Source organism: Pseudomonas sivasensis (genome assembly GCF_013778505.1).
Lineage (GTDB): Bacteria > Pseudomonadota > Gammaproteobacteria > Pseudomonadales > Pseudomonadaceae > Aquipseudomonas > Aquipseudomonas sivasensis.
In genome coordinates this window covers 1-19,046 of the sequence record NZ_JAAOWU010000011.1, presented here as the reverse complement: position 1 = coordinate 19,046, position 19,046 = coordinate 1, and the positions used below count along the sequence as shown (strand labels likewise).

The 19,046-nt window shown below is 61.7% G+C and carries 19 protein-coding genes; 12 read left to right on the top strand and 7 right to left on the bottom strand.

Annotated elements, in window-relative coordinates:
- Positions 1-73: 73 nt before the first annotated feature.
- The 7 genes from G9Q84_RS18285 to G9Q84_RS18255 form a co-directional block, all read right to left on the bottom strand.
- Entirely contained in the window at positions 74-427 is a 354-nt protein-coding gene (locus G9Q84_RS18285) for a Na+/H+ antiporter subunit G (protein ID WP_032889780.1), read from the bottom strand.
- Positions 424-702, bottom strand: coding sequence for a K+/H+ antiporter subunit F (locus G9Q84_RS18280; protein WP_005789171.1), 279 nt, complete (start codon positions 700-702; stop codon positions 424-426). The genes G9Q84_RS18285 and G9Q84_RS18280 overlap by 4 nt, the downstream gene beginning before the upstream one ends.
- Positions 699-1,187: a Na+/H+ antiporter subunit E gene (locus G9Q84_RS18275; RefSeq protein ID WP_032889779.1), complete on the bottom strand. Its 489-nt coding sequence runs from the start codon at positions 1,185-1,187 to the stop codon at positions 699-701. Before G9Q84_RS18275 ends, G9Q84_RS18280 begins: the two co-directional genes overlap by 4 nt.
- The gene (locus tag G9Q84_RS18270) at positions 1,184-2,866 is read right to left on the bottom strand and encodes a monovalent cation/H+ antiporter subunit D (protein WP_032889777.1); all 1,683 of its coding nucleotides are present in this window, start codon (positions 2,864-2,866) and stop codon (positions 1,184-1,186) included. The genes G9Q84_RS18275 and G9Q84_RS18270 overlap by 4 nt, the downstream gene beginning before the upstream one ends.
- Positions 2,863-3,207, bottom strand: a complete 345-nt coding sequence (locus G9Q84_RS18265; protein WP_003192163.1) for a Na+/H+ antiporter subunit C — start codon at positions 3,205-3,207, stop codon at positions 2,863-2,865. The genes G9Q84_RS18270 and G9Q84_RS18265 overlap by 4 nt, the downstream gene beginning before the upstream one ends.
- Complete coding sequence (locus G9Q84_RS18260; protein ID WP_181643827.1) at positions 3,207-6,128, bottom strand: monovalent cation/H+ antiporter subunit A; 2,922 nt, start codon at positions 6,126-6,128, stop codon at positions 3,207-3,209. The genes G9Q84_RS18265 and G9Q84_RS18260 overlap by 1 nt, the downstream gene beginning before the upstream one ends.
- Before the next feature lie 193 nt (positions 6,129-6,321).
- Complete coding sequence (locus tag G9Q84_RS18255; protein ID WP_181643826.1) at positions 6,322-7,251, bottom strand: DMT family transporter; 930 nt, start codon at positions 7,249-7,251, stop codon at positions 6,322-6,324.
- 93 nt (positions 7,252-7,344) lie between these two features.
- Here G9Q84_RS18255 and G9Q84_RS18250 point away from each other — a divergent pair, with 93 nt between their 5' ends.
- From G9Q84_RS18250 to G9Q84_RS18195, 12 genes are all read left to right on the top strand, one after another.
- Positions 7,345-7,908, top strand: coding sequence for a helix-turn-helix domain-containing protein (locus G9Q84_RS18250; protein ID WP_095184420.1), 564 nt, complete (start codon positions 7,345-7,347; stop codon positions 7,906-7,908).
- A 141-nt stretch (positions 7,909-8,049) separates the two neighbouring features.
- On the top strand, positions 8,050-8,406 hold the full coding sequence (locus tag G9Q84_RS18245) for a hypothetical protein (protein ID WP_181643825.1): 357 nt from the start codon (positions 8,050-8,052) through the stop codon (positions 8,404-8,406).
- Positions 8,407-8,580: 174 nt separating this feature from the next.
- Entirely contained in the window at positions 8,581-9,777 is a 1,197-nt protein-coding gene (locus G9Q84_RS18240) for an SfnB family sulfur acquisition oxidoreductase (protein WP_179178786.1), read from the top strand.
- A gap of 12 nt (positions 9,778-9,789) precedes the next feature.
- On the top strand, positions 9,790-10,116 hold the full coding sequence (locus tag G9Q84_RS18235; RefSeq protein ID WP_032889767.1) for an acyl-CoA dehydrogenase: 327 nt from the start codon (positions 9,790-9,792) through the stop codon (positions 10,114-10,116).
- Complete coding sequence (locus tag G9Q84_RS18230; RefSeq protein WP_181643824.1) at positions 10,116-11,549, top strand: LLM class flavin-dependent oxidoreductase; 1,434 nt, start codon at positions 10,116-10,118, stop codon at positions 11,547-11,549. The genes G9Q84_RS18235 and G9Q84_RS18230 overlap by 1 nt, the downstream gene beginning before the upstream one ends.
- Positions 11,550-11,675: 126 nt before the next feature.
- A complete protein-coding gene (locus G9Q84_RS18225) occupies positions 11,676-12,524 on the top strand; it encodes an acyl-CoA synthetase family protein (RefSeq protein ID WP_181643823.1) in 849 nt (282 codons plus the stop codon).
- Entirely contained in the window at positions 12,521-13,291 is a 771-nt protein-coding gene (locus G9Q84_RS18220; protein ID WP_032889762.1) for an ABC transporter ATP-binding protein, read from the top strand. Before G9Q84_RS18225 ends, G9Q84_RS18220 begins: the two co-directional genes overlap by 4 nt.
- Positions 13,291-14,172 (top strand): branched-chain amino acid ABC transporter permease, encoded by an 882-nt coding sequence (locus G9Q84_RS18215; RefSeq protein ID WP_032889760.1) that lies wholly within the window; start codon positions 13,291-13,293, stop codon positions 14,170-14,172. Before G9Q84_RS18220 ends, G9Q84_RS18215 begins: the two co-directional genes overlap by 1 nt.
- 4 nt (positions 14,173-14,176) lie before the next feature.
- A complete protein-coding gene (locus tag G9Q84_RS18210) occupies positions 14,177-15,226 on the top strand; it encodes a branched-chain amino acid ABC transporter permease (protein ID WP_181639988.1) in 1,050 nt (349 codons plus the stop codon).
- A gap of 19 nt (positions 15,227-15,245) precedes the next feature.
- Positions 15,246-16,586, top strand: coding sequence for an ABC transporter substrate-binding protein (locus tag G9Q84_RS18205; RefSeq protein WP_181643822.1), 1,341 nt, complete (start codon positions 15,246-15,248; stop codon positions 16,584-16,586).
- Positions 16,587-16,589: 3 nt separating this feature from the next.
- Complete coding sequence (locus G9Q84_RS18200; RefSeq protein WP_032889754.1) at positions 16,590-17,357, top strand: ABC transporter ATP-binding protein; 768 nt, start codon at positions 16,590-16,592, stop codon at positions 17,355-17,357.
- A gap of 12 nt (positions 17,358-17,369) precedes the next feature.
- Positions 17,370-18,764 (top strand): FAD/NAD(P)-binding protein, encoded by a 1,395-nt coding sequence (locus tag G9Q84_RS18195; RefSeq protein ID WP_181643821.1) that lies wholly within the window; start codon positions 17,370-17,372, stop codon positions 18,762-18,764.
- Positions 18,765-19,046: the final 282 nt, after the last annotated feature.

Below are 19,046 nucleotides of genomic sequence, written 5' to 3'. Positions count from 1 at the left end.
CGCCACGATTCAGCATGAAGTGCTGCGTTATCGTTGACGAGCTTCGCGAGCTAGCGCTGATAAAGTGCCGGAGCTACGGTGTTTTATCGGCGCGGCGGCTGCTGACTTCGGCCGGCACGTCATCACCGGCCATGCGCTTGCGAAACAGTGCCGTACGGGCCAGCAGCAACGTGGTCACCGGCACGGTGATCGACAGCAAAATCGGAATCAACCACCCGTGCAGCACCGGCCCGGACTTGAGTACCGAAAAATACACGATCGACGCCAACGCTACACACCAGGCTCCCAACGTCGAGGCCAGGGCAGGCGGGTGCATGCGCTGGAAGAAGTCCTTCATGCGCAGCAAACCGATCGCGCCGATCAGCGCAAACACACTGCTCAACACCAGCAGCACCGCGACCACGATTTCCATCCAGAACGGCATCATTCAATCACCTCCCCGCGCAGCAGGAATTTCGCCAGGGCAAACGAGCCCACAAAGCCAAACAACGCAATCAACAGCGCCGCTTCAAAGTAGGTGTCACTGGCATAACGAATACCGAGCACCAGCATCATCAGCATCGCCAGGATGTACAGATAGTCCAGCGCCAGTACCCGGTCTTGAGCTGAAGGGCCTTTGAACAGGCGGATCAGCGTCAGCACCATGGCCAGGGAGAACAGGAACAGGCTGAACAGGATTGCATTGGAGAGCAGGGCGCTCATTCGAAGATCTCCATCAATGGCCGCTCGTACGCGCTTTTGAAATGTTCGATGAAGGCCACTTCGTCCTCCAGATCGAAGACGTGCAGCAGCAGGATGCTGCGATCCAGCGCCAGTTCCGACCAGATGGTGCCGGGCACTACGGTGGTGATCATCGACAGGGCGGCAAGGCCGTTGGCGTCACGCAAGTCCAGGGGGATCTTGATGAAGCGCGAACGCGGTGGGCGCGAGCCGCATGTCAGCACAGCCCAGGCCACTTGCAGGTTGGAGACGATCACATCGCGGCCCACCAGGAAGAACAGGCGGATGATTACGCCAGGTCGGCGGATACGGATCGGCAGCGGGCGCAACGGCGCCATCAGCAGTGGGGCGAGCACCCCCAGCGCAGCACCTAGCAGCAGATGGCCAGGGCTGACGGAGAGGTTCAGCACCAGCCACAGCACCCACAATGCCAGGGACAACCACGGGGCAGGGAGCAGACGCTTCATGGTTGCACCTCCAGAGCGGCCGTCTTGGCTTCAGGGCTGAGCACTGGTCGCGTGGCCATGACCGCCATCACGTAGCTTTCCGGGTTGTTCAGGCTTTGGGCGGTGGCCTGGGTGTAGCGCATCAGCGGCTCGGCCTTGAAGGTCAGCAGGATGCTCAGGCCCAGCAGGAAGAAAATCGGCACGCATTCGTAGCGGCGCAGCAAGGGCGATGGACGCTCCTCCGGGGTCCAGAAACGCTGGACACCCAGACGGGCGAAGGCGATCAGCGAGGCCAGTCCGGACAGGATCAGCAATGCCATCAGGCCCCAGGCCGCAGGGCGAATCGGGCCTTCCTGGCCGCTACCCAGGCCCAGTGGATTGACCAGCGCACTCAGCAAGCTGAGCTTGCCGATAAACCCGGACAGCGGCGGCATGCCGATGATCAGCAGTGCGCAGGCGACAAAACTCAAGCCCAGGAACGCCATGGTCCAGGGGATCACCTGGCCGACTACGGCTTTCTGCTCGTCATCCAGGTTGACCCCTGGACGCGGGTGCAACGACTCCATGGCCTTGGGCAATGCATCGATTTCTTCATCCAACGGCAGGTCATTGGCCGAGCGCGAACGCTCGATCAATTCGGCCAGCAGGAACAGCGCACTCAACGCCAGGGTCGAGCTGACCAGATAGAACAGCGCCCCAGCGGTCAGGCTCGGCTGGGCGAAACCCACCGACGACAGCAGGATGCCGGCCGACACCAGGATGCTCAGGCTCGCCATGCGCTCCAGGCGTTGCGCCGCCACCATTGCTAGCCCAGCGAAGACGATGGTTGCCATGCCGCCGTACACCAGCCAGTCGCCACCAAACAACGCCGAAGCGCCGGCCTGGCCGGAGAACAGCAGCGTCCACAGGCGCAGCACGGTGTACACGCCGACTTTGGTCATTATCGCGAACATCGCCGCCACCGGCGCGCTGGCCGAGGAGTAAGCGGGCGCGAGCCAGAAGTTCAGCGGCCACATGCCGGCCTTGGCCAAAAACGCGGTGGCGAGGATCGCCGCACCGGCATGCAACAGGCCACGATCGGCCTCCGGTACCAGCGGGATTTTCAGTGCCAGATCAGCAAAATTCAGCGTACCGGTAACGCCGTAGATCATCGCCGCGCCAATCAGGAACAGCGACGACGCCAGCAGGTTGATCGCAATGTAATGCAGGCCCGACGACACCCGCGCGCGGCCCGAGCCGTGCAGCATCAAACCGTAGGACGCGGCCAGCAGCACCTCGAAGAACACGAACAGGTTGAACAGGTCCGCCGTGAGGAACGCGCCGTAAAGGCCCATCATCTGGATCTGGAACAGCGCATGGAAGCTGGTACCGGCACGGTCCCAGCGGGCCATGGCGAACAACAGCGCGCTCACGCCGATAATCCCAGTGAGCACCAGCATCAATGCCGAGAGTTGATCCACCACCAGCACGATGCCGAATGGCACCTGCCAGTTGCCCGGCAGGTAGACGCCAATCGAGCCGGGGCCACCTTTTTGCGTCCAGTACAACAGCAGGATCGCGATGCCGAGGCCGATGACGCTGGAGAACAGATTGATCTTGGCTTTGAGCGGGCGGCGTTTTTCGCCGAGCATCAGCATCAGCGCTGCGGTGAGCAACGGCAGCAGGATGGGGGCGACGATCAGTTGGTTGACCCAGTTCATTCCTTGGGCTCCCGGCCGTCCACATGGTCCGTGCCGGTCAGGCCCCGTGACGCCAGCAGCACCACCAGGAACAGTGCGGTCATGGCGAAGCTGATCACGATGGCCGTCAGCACCAGTGCCTGGGGCAGGGGATCGGTGTAGTTGAGCAGGTCTTGCGGCACGCCGTCCTTGATGATCGGCTCTTTACCGATAAACAGGCTGCCCATGCTGAAAATGAACAGGTTGACCCCGTACGACAACAAGCACAGGCCCATCACCACCTGAAACGTCCGTGGCCGCAGTATCAACCAGACGCCGGAGGCCGCCAGGACCCCAATGGCAATTGCGATGACTTCTTCCATCAGGCGGCTCCTTCTGTTGCGGCGACTACTTTGGCCTGGTTACTCGGTTTATGCGCGCGCACCGACTGGTGACCGAGGGCAGTGAGCATCAGCAAGGTCGAGCCGACGACCATGGCGTATACGCCGACGTCGAAGAACAGCGCGCTGGCGACATGAATATCGCCCAGCAGCGGCAGGCTGAAATGCCAGGTGTGCGTGGTGAGGAACGGGTAGCCGACAAACAACGCGCCGATCCCGGTCAGCGTTGCCGAGAACAGGCCGAAGCCCATCCAGCGCATTGGCCGCAGGCTCATTTGTGCCTCGACCCACTGCGTACCGGCCACCATGTATTGCAGGATAAACGCCACCGACATCACCAAGCCGGCGACAAAACCGCCGCCCGGTTGATTGTGGCCGCGCATAAACAGGTAGAACGACACTACGAGGGCAATCGGCAGCAGCAGGCGTACCAGCACTGCCGGCACCATCATATAGCCCAGGGCGGTATCGCTGGCCTGGCGCGGGTTGACCAGGTCGGTCGCCACGTCCGGCGCCAGTTGGCGCTGTTGTGCAGGCAGCTGCATGCTTTCCTTGGACGGGCGGAAGCGCCGCAGCAGGGCGTACACCGTCAGCGCCACGGCGCCTAGCACGGTGATTTCGCCGAGGGTGTCGAAGCCACGGAAGTCCACCAACATCACGTTTACCACGTTGCTGCCGCCGCCTTCGGGAAGGGCGCGGCTCAGGTAGAACGAGGAAATATCGTTGGGCGTCTGGCGCGTCAGCATCGCGTAGGACAGCAGCGCCATGCCGCCACCGACCACGGTAGACAGCAGGAAGTCACGCAGGCGGCGAATGCGCGCCTTGCGTAGCGAGCTGGGCAGTGGCGAGACTTCTTCGATCCGCCGTGGCAGCCAGCGCAGGCCGAGCAGGATGAGCACGGTGGTGACCACTTCGACCACCAGTTGAGTCAATGCCAGGTCGGGCGCGGAGAACCATACGAAGGTGATGCACGTCATCAGGCCGCACACGCTGACCATGGTCAGTGCCGCCAGCCGGTGGTATTTGGCTTGCCAGGCGGCGCCCAGGGCGCAGGCAATTGCCAGCAGCCACAGGGTCACGAACACGATGGAGCCGGGGATCTTCGGCCGGTCGCCCCAACTGAGGCCGCTGTTGAACATCGGGATCATGGCGCCGATCACTGCGACGATCACCAGCAGGAACAACTGGGTCTGCAGGCGCTTGGTGCTGATGCGTTTTTCGATTTTGCGCACGCCGCGCATCATCACCACCAGGCTGCGCTCAAAGCCGCGCTTGCCGTTGAAGTAGCTGATGACCGGCGGGTACTTGAAACGGCCGAGCTTGAGCTGCTTGCGCAGCATCAGGTAGAGCACCACGCCACCGGTCATGGCCACCAGGCTCATGATCATCGGTGCGTTCCAGCCGTGCCAAATGGCCAGGCTGTACTCCGGCAGTACACCGCCGACCACCGGCAGTGCCGCAGCGGCGAGGATCGAGCCGACCACCTGGGCCGGGAAAATGCCCACCAGCAGGCAGGTGAATACCAGCAACTCGACGGGGGCACGCATCCAGCGTGGTGGCTCGTGGGGTGTGTGGGGCAGGTCTTTGGCAGGCGGACCGAAGAACACATCGACCGTAAAACGCAGCGCATAGGCCACGCTGAAGGTGCCGGCGATGGTTGCGATCATCGGCAGGGCGATTTCCACCCACTGAGTGGCCGAGATAAACACGGTTTCGGCGAAGAACATCTCTTTGGACAGGAATCCATTGAGCAATGGCACGCCGGCCATGGATGCGCTCGCCACCATCGCCAGGGTCGCGGTGAACGGGATCAGGCGCACCAGGCCGCTGAGCTTGCGGATGTCGCGAGTGCCGCTTTCGTGGTCGATGATGCCCGCCGCCATGAACAGCGAGGCTTTGAAGGTGGCGTGGTTGAGGATGTGGAACACCGCCGCGACGGCCGCCAGCGGGCTGTTGAGGCCCAGCAATAAGGTGATCAGCCCGAGGTGGCTGATGGTGGAGTAGGCCAGCAGGCCTTTGAGATCATTCTGGAACATGGCGCAGTAAGCGCCGAGGAGGAGGGTGAGGGCGCCGGCACCGCCGACGATCCAGAACCATTCTTCGCTGCCCGACAGCGAGGGCCACAGGCGGGCCAGCAGGAACACGCCGGCCTTCACCATCGTCGCCGAGTGCAGATAGGCAGACACCGGGGTCGGTGCCGCCATGGCGTGGGGCAGCCAGAAGTGGAACGGGAACTGCGCGCTTTTGCTCAAGGCGCCGATCAGCACCAAGGCCAGCATGACCGGGTACAGCGCGTGCGCGCGAATCTGATCGCCCGCCGCCAGCACCAGGTCCAGGTCATAGCTGCCGACGATATGCCCCAGCAACATCACGCCTGCCAACAGGCACAAACCGCCTGCACCGGTGACCATCAACGCCATGTAGGCGCCGCGTCGCGCATCGGCGCGATGGTGCCAATAACCGATCAACAGGAACGAGAACAGGCTGGTCAGTTCCCAGAAAAATACGATTTGAATCAAGTTGCCGGAGATCACCAGCCCGAGCATCGCGCCCATAAAAGCCAGGAAAAACGCGAAGAAACGTGGCACCGGATCGTCCGGCGACATGTAGTAGCGCGCATACAGCGCCACCAGCGCGCCGATGCCGAGCACCAGCATCGAGAACAGCCAGGCAAACCCATCCATGCGCAACACGAAGTTCAGCCCAAGGCTGGGTAACCACATGAATTCTTCGCGGATCACGCCACCGTGGGCGATCTGGGGGTAGAGCAGGGCGACTTGAATGGTGCCGACCAGGGCCACAAGGCCGGCCAACAGGGATTCGGTGTTACGTGCATTGTGCGGCAGCAAGGCCGCTAGACAGCTGCCAATGAATGGCAGAAGCAGTAGAACTATCAGGGACATAGGCTTCTAATCTGCGGGAGTTTGGGATGCATCATACGTGCCGCTTTGATGATCACCAAACGGCAAGATGTGGCAGGATCCTACAAGGTAGGCTGAAACTTCCCATTTGGCATTGTTTCATTAGGCTGGAATTACCCCTGTGGCGAGGGCGTATGCTCTTGCCGGGCTGCAAGGCAACTCCAAAACACGAACCTCAATTCTGACGCTCTTGCTCCAGCTCTTCAGCCAACGCGAGCGCTTTCTGCCCCTTCGTCTTTAATTCGCTGACAATCACTGCCACCACGATCAACACCGCCCCCAGCATCGCAATCGGCGGGAACCGCTCGCCGGCAATCCGCCCCACCACACCGGCCCACACCGGCTCGCCGGCGTAGATCAACGTGGCTCGCGTCGGTGAAACGCTCTGTTGCGCCCAGTTCATCGCGACCTGGATTACCGCGCTGGTCAAGCCCAAGCCCACGGCGCTGAACAGCAGCAACCACGAAAACCCCGGCAGCGCCTCGCCCATCGGCACCACCATCAAAAACGATAGGAGTGAGGCTGTGGCCAATTGCACCACCGTCACCCGGCGCACATCCACCTGACCGGCAAATGCGCTGATCAAGATGATTTCCGCCGCAATCGCAATGGCACCGATCAAGGTCGCGATTTCACCTGGGCTGAAATTCAGCGAAGCCCCCGCAGGCCCGGTCAGCAGCATCAACCCGGCAAACGCGAGCATGATGCCGATGCTCGGCATTAACCCAGGGCGACGGCCGAGTACCAACCATTGCAACAACGGCACGAACGGCACGTAGAGCGCGGTGATAAACGCCGACTGGCTGCTCAGGATCGTCTGTAGGCCGATGGTCTGCAAGCCGTAGCCAAACATGATCGCCACACCGATAAACACCCCGGCCTTCAATTCAAACAAGGTCAGGTCGCGCAGCGTGCGCAACGAGAAGAAACCCACCACGATGGCCGCAGCCGCAAAGCGCAGACCCACGAAAAACATCGGACCGCTCACCGTCATAGCGTGCTGCACCAATAAAAAGGTGCCGCCCCAGATCATGGTGATAAACACCAGAATGCATTCGGCTTTGCTGAAGCGGTTGAAACGCGAAGGGTTTTTGGTGGTGGTCATGGCGGCTCGGTCTTGCACAGGGAAAGGTACGGACCGCACAATGCGCCGCACGCTGGGCAGTATACTGCGCACACCCACCTATTGAGCAATATAGTGCACAAAGAAAATCCACAACGGGCCTCGGTCCTGCAGCACGTCAGCCAAAACGTTCGTCGCCTGCGCCACGCCGCCGACCTGAGCCAGACCGCGCTCTCGGAAAAGTCCGGGGTCAGCCGGCGCATGCTGGTGGCCATTGAAGCAGGCGAGAAAAACGTCAGTTTGTCCACTTTGGACCGCGTGGCCGAAGCATTGGACGTAGCCTTCAGCGACCTGATCCAGGCTCCGGACGTACGCGATCACAGCCGCATCAACGAACTGGCCTGGGCCGGTGAAATTGCCGGGAGCAAGGCGGTATTGCTGGCCAAGGCCACCGCGCGGCGCGAGGTTGAATTGTGGGAGTGGCGCCTCGAACCCGGTGATCGCTATTGCCCGGACCCCGACCTGGAAGGCTGGAGCGAGCAGCTGTTTGTGTTTGAGGGTAGCTTGACGCTGGTCGTGGGCGACCAGGAAAACACCATCGGCGCCGGCGAATTCTTCATGTTCGCCAGTCACCAACCCCACGCCTATCGCAACGATGGCGAGGTCGCCGTGCGCTTTGTGCGCAACGTGGTGATTTAGCGGTTTTGTCTACAAGGATGCTGATGAGCACCTGTCAAGTTTCACAGCTTGTTTGTCTCATGTGCCGGGCATAGGTTTATGGCATCACTGCCCGGAAGTGGTTGGTTGGCCGTGATTTAATCAATCACTGGAGGATGGACCATGAAAGACGAACAAACCCCCGTGCTGGTGAACCCTGCACCATCCCTGGAGCCATCACAGGGCGGTGTCGTCCAATATGCTGATGTGGAGACTGAAGTGCTCAAATTGGTTATCAAACCGTTCGTTGGCATGAGCATAGGTCAAACAATCATTGGGAAGATTGAGGGGAATGGCACCAGTTACTTCAGGGTTGAAGTTAAATCGGTAGAAACCTTGGAAATTCCCGCGTGGACTGGAAAACCGGTTTTTTTCACGTCCCTCGTTTATGTGAGTTTTGAGGTGGAAGGGCTTTCGCCGCCTTATAAATCGGACCTTGGTAAGTACATTGTCGAAGGGGCTCCTCGCACCCCTGCATAGAGCGTGTTCCATACGTTACTGTTTGCAGGTGAACAGTGACTAGACAGTTTGCTGTATGACAGCGCTCCCGTTCTTTGCGAGATTTTAATTTAACTCATTGTTTTTAAAGTTATTTTTCATGTGGCACGACTCCTGCTGTAGCTCCTGCATATCCCTGGAGCCTGGAGTCGGCCCATGTCAGCCCACCCTCAACACCCTGCCCATATCATCCGCTCGGACGCGGAGGCCATCGAGGTCGCCACGCGCCTGGCCGAACGCTTCGCCGTCGATGCCAGCGTGCGCGACCGCGACCGTCGCTTACCGGTAGACGAACTCGACGAGTTCTCCGCCAGCGGCCTGTGGGGCATCACTGTTCCCAAGGCCTACGGTGGCGCCGGTGTGTCTTATGTCACCGTGGCCGAAGTGATCAAATTGATCTCCGCGGCAGACCCGTCCTTGGGGCAAATCCCGCAGAACCATCTGGGTGTCGTCGACATCCTCCTGCAAACCGCCACCGAGGAGCAGAAGCGCTATTACTTCGGCAAGGTGTTGGCGGGCTACCGCTTCGGCAATGCTTTCTCCGAGGCCAAGAGCAAAAACGCCGGCACCTTTGACACCCAAATCCGGTTTCACGGTGATAGCGCGCAAATCAACGGTGAAAAGTTCTACTGCACCGGCGCACTGTTCGCCCATATCGTGCCCACGGTGGGCAATAACGAAAAGGGCCAGGCGTTCATTGGTTTTGTCGAGCGCAACGCGCCAGGCCTGACCGTGATCGACAACTGGGACGGCTTCGGACAGCGCACCACCGCCAGCGGCGGCGTGACCCTCGACGGCGTGACTGTGCCCTTGAGCGCGGTGATCCCCGCCCACCTGGCGTTTGACCAACCCACGGCTGATGGGCCGATTTCGCAAATCATCCAGGCAGCGGTGGATACCGGCATTGCCCTAGGCGCCCTTGAACAGGCAAAAATTTTCGCGCGCCAGGCCCGTCCCTGGATCGACAGCCAGCAGGATCACGGCTGGCAGGACCCGTTCACCATCGCCGCCATCGGCGATCTGGAATGGCGCGTGCACGGCACCGAAGCGATCCTCGCCAAGGCCGGCATCGCGGTTGACCAAGCCTTGGCGCAACCGAACGAAGACACCGTGGCCAACGCCTCGCTGATCGTCGCCCAAGCCAAGGTGCTGTCCGCCGAAACCGCCTTGCTCGCCAGCAGCAAACTCTTCGAACTGGCCGGCACCCGTTCGGTCACGGCCAAGCACAACCTCGACCGCTTCTGGCGCAACGCGCGCACCCACACCCTGCACGACCCGGCCCGCTGGAAATACCACCTGATCGGCAACTTCGTGCTCAACGGCGTGAAACCTGCGCGCCACGCCTGGAACTGAGGAACCTGACCCATGACTGCCTTGAATCTCGCGCGCCAACTGCTGGACAGCACCCGCCGCCATGTCGAAAAAAGCGCTGACCCCTATGTGATCAGCCGCTTCGGCGACTTGCAGATCCGTGTGGATGTGGCCGCTGCCTTGCTCGAACGCGCCGAAACCCACCCGAGCCCGGTGGCCGCCACCGAGGCGCAAATCGCCGCCGCCGAAGCCCTCATCGCCGCCAGTAACGCGGAATTTGAACTGACCGGGCAACGCACCGCGCTGCCGTCGACCCTGGATGATCCGTTGCGCAACAAATACCAGATTGTCGGCAACTACCACCTCAACGGAGTGCTGTGATGTCCCGTGAAATCCGCTTGAACGCTTTCGACATGAACTGCGTCGGCCACCAATCTCCCGGCCTGTGGGCGCACCCCCGTGACCGTTCGTGGCAGTACAAGGACCTGGAATACTGGACCGATCTGGCGAAAATTCTGGAGCGTGGCAAGTTCGACGGCCTGTTTATAGCCGACGTGCTGGGCATCTACGATGTGTACAACGGCAACGGTGATGCGGCGATTCGCCAGGCCACCCAAGTGCCGGTCAACGACCCGTTGTCGCTGATCGCGCCGATGGCGTTGGTCACCGAGCACCTGGGCTTTGGTCTCACCGCTTCGTTGTCGTTTGAGCATCCCTATCCATTCGCGCGTCGGCTGTCGACCCTGGACCATCTGACCAAGGGCCGTATCGGCTGGAATATCGTCACTTCCTACCTGGAAAGCGGCGCCAAGAACCTCGGCCAGAAAGCCCAGACCGAACACGACGCACGCTACGACTACGCCGAGGAATACCTGGAGGTTTGCTACAAGCTTTGGGAAGGCAGTTGGGAGGAGGGCGCGGTACTGCGCGACCGCGAGCGGCGGATTTTCAGTGATCCGAGCAAAATCCACGAGATCCGACACGTCGGCAAACACTTCCAGGTGCCCGGCATTCACCTGTGCGAGCCGTCGCCGCAGCGCACGCCTGTGCTGTACCAGGCCGGCGCGTCCAGCCGTGGCAAGCAGTTTGCCGCCGAGCAGGCCGAATGCGTGTTCGTCGCCGCGCCGTCCAAGGTGCTGCTGAAAAAAACCGTTGCCGACATCCGCCGTCGTGCGGCCGAGGCCGGGCGTGATCCGAAGAAAATCCTGATCTTCAATTTGCAGACGGTGATCGTCGACGAAACGGACGCCAAGGCTAAAGCCAAGTTTGACGACTACAAATCCTATGTGAGCTACGAAGGCGCGATGGCGCTGATCTCCGGCTGGACCGGCATCGACTTCAGCCAGTTCAAACCGGATGAGCCGCTCAAGCATGTGCACACCAACGCCATTCAATCGGCGGTGGAAGCCTTCTCCACGGCCGATCCGAATAAAGTCTGGACGCCGAATGAACTGGCGGACTGGGTCGGCATCGGTGGCTTCGGTCCGCTGTTTGTCGGCGGTCCGGAGACGGTGGCAGACCTGTTGCAGGAATGGGTCGAAGAGACCGACGTCGACGGCTTCAACCTGGCCTATGCGCTGACCCACGAAACCTTTATCGACGCCGTGGAATGGCTGGTGCCGGAGTTGCAGAAGCGTGGGGTGTACAAGACCGAATACGCCGAAGGCACGTTGCGCGAGAAGTTGTTTGGCGACGGTGCGCGACTGGGAGCCAACCACCCGGGCGCCAGCTATCGCGATCTATCGAATGCACATAAATCCAATGTGGGAGGGGGCTTGCCGCGGATAGCGGTGGCTCAGTCAAAGGCGGTCTAACTGACCCACCGCCATCGGGAGCAAGTCGAATTGTCGCACCGCCCCTCCCACAGTTGTCCTGTGTCGATCCAAATAATCAAGCCAGCGGACCACCGCACGCACACCCTCCACTAGGAGCAAACACCTATGAGCGTGCTCGAACCCAAGGCCCTCCTGGAACACCTGCAACGCTGGGCACAACTCACGCCGTTGCACATCGCTCTGCGCCACAAGCGCCAGGGCCAGTGGTATGCCTGGCGCTGGATTGACACCCTGCGCGACGTCGAGCGCCTGGCCGATGGTTTGCGCCAGCAAGGTTTAAGTGAACAGTCTCGCTTGGTGCTCAGCGGCGCCTTTGAGCCGAACCTGCTGTTGCTGGCGTTGGCGGCCCATTCCGTCGGCGCGCAAGTGCTGACGCTGGCCGATGACCTTGAGCCGCAGGCCCTGGAGCAACACCTGTGGCGTATGCATCCCAGCCACGCCTACGCTCAAGGTCGTCAGCGCGATTGGACGTTCACCCAGCGGTTGGATTTCGCCCAATTGCTCGGCCCGGTCGAGCCTGCGCAGCATTTGCAGCGCTGGTGGCAACCCTCCGGCGAAACCGCACTGTGGAGCGAGGAGGGCACCCATTGGCAAGGCGGTCTGGCGGTGCTGCTGGAGCAATGGCTGAGCAGCGGCCACGGCCTGGCCTTCCCGGAAAGCCTGGCCTCGGCGCAGCGCGATCGCAGTGAAGTGGCGCCCACCGGCTTGCTGCTGTCGCCGGAGCGTTTGCGGCACTTGGCCGATGAAATCGAAAGCCGCCTTGCACCCCGCGGCACCTGGCGCCGACGCCTGTGCGACTGGGCCATCGCCCATCCTCAAAGCGGACTGCGCCGTTTACTGAAGAACCGTGTACGCAAACTGCTGGGTTTTCAGCGCCTGGCCTCTATCTGGCAGCCTCTCAAATCCACTGCCGAGCCCGTGTGGCTGGCTGAACTCAAACGGGATATCGCATGAGCGACGCTATTCTTCAGGTGCGCGATATCTCGCTGTCATTCAAAGGGGTCAAGGCCATCAATGCCTTGTCTTTTGACGTGCAGCGCGGCGAGATTTGCGCGTTGATCGGCCCTAACGGCGCCGGTAAAAGTTCGTTGCTCAATGTGCTCAATGGCGTGTATCGCTTTGACGCCGGCGAGATCGTCTTCGAACAGCAACATTTCCACCGCATCGACCCCTTGGGCGCCGCGCGCCGAGGCATTGGCCGCACCTTCCAGAACAACGCGCTGTTCAAAAAAATGAGCGTGCTCGACAACCTTCTCACCGGCCTGTCGCGGCACATGCGCAGCAGCTTTATCGAGCAGGCCCTCGGCTTGCCACGCGCGCGCCGCGAGGCCGCGGCCTTTCGCCAGCGGGGCCAAGGCATTCTTGAGTTCCTTGAGCTGCAAGCACACCGCGATGTGCTGGTGGGCAACCTGTCCTACGGCCTGCAAAAACGTGTGGAGTTGGGCCGTGCACTGATCGCCGGACCAAGCCTGTTGCTGCTCGACGAACCCATGGCCGGGATGAACGCAGAAGAGAAACAGGACATGGCGCGCTTCGTCGCTGACGTGAACCGCGACCTCGGCACCACCGTGGTGTTGATCGAACACGACATGGGCGTGGTGATGGGACTGTCCGACCACGTGGTGGTGCTTGACTACGGGCGCAAGGTCGGCGACGGCACGCCGGCGCAAGTACAGGCGAATCCCGAGGTGATCGCTGCCTACCTGGGAGCCGTACACTGATGACCTTTTTCTTCGAAACCCTGCTCGGCGGCCTGCTCGCCGGCACGATGTATTCACTCGTCGCCATCGGCTTCGTGCTGATCTACAAAGCCAGCGGTGTGTTCAATTTTGCTCAGGGCGCGATGTTGCTTTTTGCGGCGTTGACCTTTGTCAGCCTGCATGACCAGGGCGTGCCGTTTGCCCTCGCGTTGCTGCTGACGGTGATCGTGATGATCGTCGGCGCGTTGCTCATCGAGCGCCTGGTGCTGCGCCCGCTGGTGAACCGCTCTCAGATCACCCTGTTCATGGCCACCCTCGGCTTGTCATTCATTATCGAAGGCCTGGCCCAGGGCTTGATGGGGGCGCAAGTGCGCGCCCTGGACTTGGGCATCGACGACGTGCCGCTGTTTGTCGGCCCGCTGATGCTCAGCCAGTTCGACCTGATCGCCGCAGCGGCTGCCGTGGTGCTGGTGACGGTGCTCGCGCTGCTGTTCAACAAGACCCGCATCGGTGTGTCGTTGCGCGCAGTGGCGGATGACACCACAGCAGCGCTGTCCATCGGCATCAACCTCAACCGCATCTGGCAGATCGTCTGGGCGGTGGCCGGCATTGTCGGGCTGGTGGCCGGGCTGTTGTGGGGCGCGCGCCAGGGGGTGCAGTTTTCGCTGTCGCTGGTGGTGCTCAAGGCATTGCCGGTGTTGATCATCGGCGGCTTTACCTCGATTGGTGGCGCGATTGTCGGCGGGCTGATTGTCGGCGCGGCGGAAAACCTGGCCGAGGTGTATATCGGCCCGCTGATCGGCGGCGGCATCACGCCGTGGTTCGCCTATGTCTTGGCCTTGGCCTTCCTGTATATCCGTCCCGCCGGTCTGTTCGGCGAGCGCGCTATTGAGCGAGTCTGAAACCATGTCGATCCCTGTTGCTCAAGAAACCGCGCCGTTGTTGCTGGTCCCGCGACGTGTCCCCTGGGGCCTGCTCGGCCTGCTGGCGTTGGCGTTTATCGTGGTGCCGCTGTGGGGCAATGACTATTGGCTCAATGCGATCCTGATCCCGTTTCTAGTGCTGTCGCTGGCCGGGTTGGGTTTGAACCTGCTGACCGGCTACACCGGGCAAACCTCGGTGGGCGCGGCCGGCTTCATGGCGGTCGGCGCCTTCGCGACCTACGGATTTCTGCTGCGCTTGCCGGAGCTGGGATTGCCGCTGGCATTGCTGGGCGGCGGGATTATCAGCGCCTTGGTCGGCCTGTTGTTCGGGTTGCCCAGCTCGCGGATCAAAGGCTTCTACCTGATGGTCACCACATTGGCCGCGCAGTTTTTCTTGGAATGGCTGTTCGTCAAATTCCCGTGGTTCTACAACTACGGATCGTCCGGGACTATCTCGGCGCCGAAACTGGCGCTGTTCGGCCATGACCTTAATACGCCGCTGGGCCGCTACTGGCTGACGCTGGTCACGGTGCTGCTGTTGACCTGGACCGCCGTCAACCTGGTGCGCAGCCAAGTGGGGCGCAACTGGATGGCGATCCGCGACATGGACACCGCTGCCGCCGTGGTCGGCATCCCGGTGGTGCGCTACAAGCGCCTGGCGTTTGCGGTCAGCTCGTTTTACCTCGGCATCGCCGGCGCGCTGTGGGCGTTTGCCTACCTGGGCACGGCCAGCGCCAGCAGCTTCGATATCAATCGCTCCTTCCAGATCCTGTTCATCATCATTATCGGTGGCATGGGCAGCATCGCCGGCAACTTCGTGGGCGCGGCGTTTATCAGCTTGCTGCCGATCTTTCTCAGCCACGCGGGGCAAGCGCTGTTCGGCGGCGCGGTGGACGCGGGGCAGTTGCAGAATCTGCAGAAAATCATTTTTGGCGTGTTGATCATCGTGTTCCTGATCAAGGAACCCGAGGGCTTGATTCGCCTGTTGCACAACCTTCGCGATCGGCTGCGTCAGTGGCCCCTACGTTTCTGACCTATAGAAGAGAATTTCCATGCGTGCATCCTTAAAACGATCCCTGGTCAGTGCGGCCTTTGCGTTGGCGGCGTTGTCCGCTGCCGTGCCCCAGGCGATGGCCTCGGCCGACCAGCAGTTCTTCCCCCTGGCGACTTACCGGGTGGGCGCCTACGCGTCCAGCGGCGTGCAGGTGTGGGCCGGGATGATCGACTACCTGCGCTATATCAACGAGGTCGAAGGCGGCATTAATGGCGTGAAACTGGTGTGGCAGGAATGCGAGACCGAGTGGACGGCAGAGAAGGGCATCGAGTGCTACGAGCGCTTCAAGAATGGCCTGGATGGCGCGCCGGTCGCGGTGTATCAGCCCAACGGCGCGCCGGCGGCGTATGCCTTGAGCGAGCGGGCCGAGGTGGACAAGATCCCGCTGATCACCCTCGGGTACGGTCGCACCGAAGCCACCGACGGCACGGTGTTCCCTTATAACTTCCCGGTGATGCTGACCTTCTACAGCGAAGCCTCGACCCTGGTGAACTACATTGCCGAGCGCGAAGGCGGCTTCGACAAACTCAAGGGCAAGAAGATCGCCACGGTCTACCACGACTCGGCCTATGGGCGCGAAACCCTCGGCCCGCTGAAATTGCTGGCCGAGAAATACGGCTTTGAAAATATCCAGATTCCGGTGGCTGACCCCGGCAATGAACAGTCCGCGCAATGGCGTCAGGTACGCCAGGCCAACCCGGACTGGGTGTTCCTGCGCACCTGGGGCGTATCGACGCCGGTGGCGGTGAAGACCGCCGCGCGCTTCGGCTTCCCGGTTGACCATATCATCGGCGACATCTGGGCCAGTTCCAGCGAAGACGTATTGCCCGCTGGCGCTGCCGCCAAGGGCTACCTGGCGCTGACGCCATACCCGGCCGGCGCCGATTTTGAGATCCACAAACGCCTCAAGCAATACATCCTCGACAAGGGCCACAGCGACCTCAAGGACCTGAAAAACTTCGGCAGCGTGTACTACAACTCCGGCTTGGTGAACGCGGCCGTGGCCGTAGAGGCGATCCGCACCGGTCAGGCCAAGTTCGGCAAGCGTCCACTCAATGGTGAAGAAGGCCGCTGGGGCCTGGAACACCTGAATATCGACGACGCACGCCTCAAGGCCATGGGTTACCTGGGCCTGATGCAGAACCTCAAGCTGTCATGCCGCGACCATGAAGGCGGCGGTTCTGCGCGGGTGCAGCAATGGGACGGCGCCAACTGGACGCTGGTCAGCGAATGGATCGCTGCCGACCGTGCGCTGCTGCGCCCGTTGATCGATGAAAAATCCGCCGCGTTCGCCAAGGAAAAAGGCCTCACGCCACGCACCTGCACCGGGGGTGAATAAGCCATGAGTCAGCCAGCCACTGAAGCCGAAAGCGCGTCACTGCTGACGGTCAATGACATTGAAGTGATCTACGACGGCGCAATCCTGGCGGTGGCCGGGGTCTCGCTGAGCGTGCCCAAGGGCGCCATTGTCGCTTTGCTCGGTGCCAATGGTGCCGGCAAGAGCACCACCCTCAAGGCCATCTCTGGTCTGGTGCGGGCCGAGCGCGCAGAGGTCAGCCGAGGTGTTATCGAGTACGCAGGCAAGGACCTGGCGGATGTCGACCCGAGCCAGCGCGTGCGCCAGGGCATGGTGCATGTGCTGGAGGGGCGCCATGTGTTCGGCCAGCTGACGGTGGAAGACAACCTGCGCAGCGGCGGCTTTGTGCGACGCCTGAGCCGCAAGGAAATGGAGCACGACCTGGAGCGCATCTACGCCTGGTTCCCCCGGCTCAAGACCAAGCGCCACACCCGCGCCGGGCTCACCTCGGGCGGCGAGCAGCAGATGGTCGCCATCGGCCGTGCGTTGATGACTCGTCCTACTTTGGTACTGCTCGACGAGCCATCCATGGGTTTGGCGCCTATGATCGTGCAGGAGATTTTCGAGATCATCGCGCAGCTCAACCGCGAGCAGCAGGTGAGCTTCCTGATCGCCGAGCAGAACATCAACGTCGCGCTGACCTATGCGTCCCAGGGTTACGTGCTGGATACTGGGCGCGTGGCCTTGAGCGGCAGCGCCGCTGAATTGCTGGCGCGGGGTGACTTGCATGATATTTACCTGGGTAAACAGTAAGGGCGAACCTGCATGAGTGAATCCATCCGCAACGCTGATGTACTGATCGTCGGCGGCGGCCTGAGTGGGACGATGCTGGCCGTGCAACTGCTGCGTCTAGGTGGTCAGCGTCGGATCCTGGTGATCGAGCCGCGCGCCGAGCTTGGGCGTGGCGAGGCCTATAGCGCTGTGGAGTTGGGCCACACCCTGAACGGCAACGCGGCACGCATGAGTGTTGACCCGGACAATGCCGATGACCTGACTCAATGGCTCACTGACTACATCGGCGCTGGCGGCTGGCCGGAGTCGGACCAGCAGCACGTGCCCATCAGCGAACTGTTCCCGCCGCGCGGGATTTTTGGCCTGTATGCGCAGCAACGGTTGGCTGAGGCCAAGGTGTTGTCGGCTTCCACGGTGGAGCATGTCAGGGCGCAAGTGGTCGACCTGCAAGTGGACGCGGATTCAACCCTGCTGACCCTCGACAACGGCCAGCAACTGCGCGGTGCGTTTGCCGTATTGGCCACCGGCATGTTCCCGGCGGCACGCACGCCACAAACCGAATCCAGCGGCTTGAACGCCGCGGCGGTGGACCCGTGGGATGTGCAGGCCATGACCCAACTCGACCCGCAGTCCAGGGTGCTGATCATCGGTTCCGGGCTGACCATGGTCGACGCGGTGGTGTCCCTGAAACAGGCCGGGCATCGCGGACCTATCGAGGTTTTCTCACGCCACGGTTTGTTGCCCCATGTGCGCCGGCAACCGCCGGCTTGGGAGGATTTTCTTGCCGCTGACCATGGCCTTCGCAGCCCTCGGCAGTTGCTGCGCGAAGTGCGTCGGCAATGCCGGATCGCGCTGGAGCAGGGCATCGATTGGCAGTCGCCGCTGGACACCGTGCGTGCCCATATCGGCCGGTTGTGGAGCCAGGCCAGCGAGCGGGAGAAACGTCAGTTCGTGCGGCATGTGCGGCCCTGGTGGGAAAGCCATCACCACCGCTCGCCGCCATTGAGCGCAGAGTTGGTAGCGCGGCTGCATGAGGAAGGGCGCTTGCGGATTCAAGCGGCGTCTTTCAAAGGGCTGGAGCCTTCGGGCGAGGGCGTAACCATTCGCTTGCGTTATCGAGGCGAACAGGCGATCACCCAAGTGTCGGGGGCAGCGCTGATCAACTCCAGCGGCATCGAATACGACTGGCGCCGCGTGGCCCGGCCGTTGCCGCAGCAGTTGCTCAAACGCGGGTTGATCAGGCCTGGGCCGTTGGCGTTGGGGATTGCGGCGGATGTGTCCGGCGCAGTGCTGGATGCCCAGGGGCAGGTCAGTGAACGCCTGTTTGCCATGGGCCCGCCATTGCGCGGGATGTGGTGGGAAAGCACGGCGGTGACGGATGTGGCGCTTCAGGCCAAGGCGCTGGCTTCGAGATTGGTGAAGGCCTGAATGGGGTAGGGCTTGCTTCAGATCTGCGGTTTTTTTTGGGGTACATATCCGTTATTTGGGTCACGGCGGCTAGTGGTTCCGCTCTTACAACGGGTCACTTTTGTAAAGGCCGGAATGCCGGCCATCGTGGTTGACGGGGCGATTTCAGATCAAAAGCAAGAGCGTGGCGGCCTGAGAACCGACCGGGTTCTCAGGTCCAACTCCGCCCAAATGTGGGAGGGGGCTTGCTCCCGATGGCGGTGTGTCAGTCACAGCTGCATAAACTGACACACCGCCATCGGG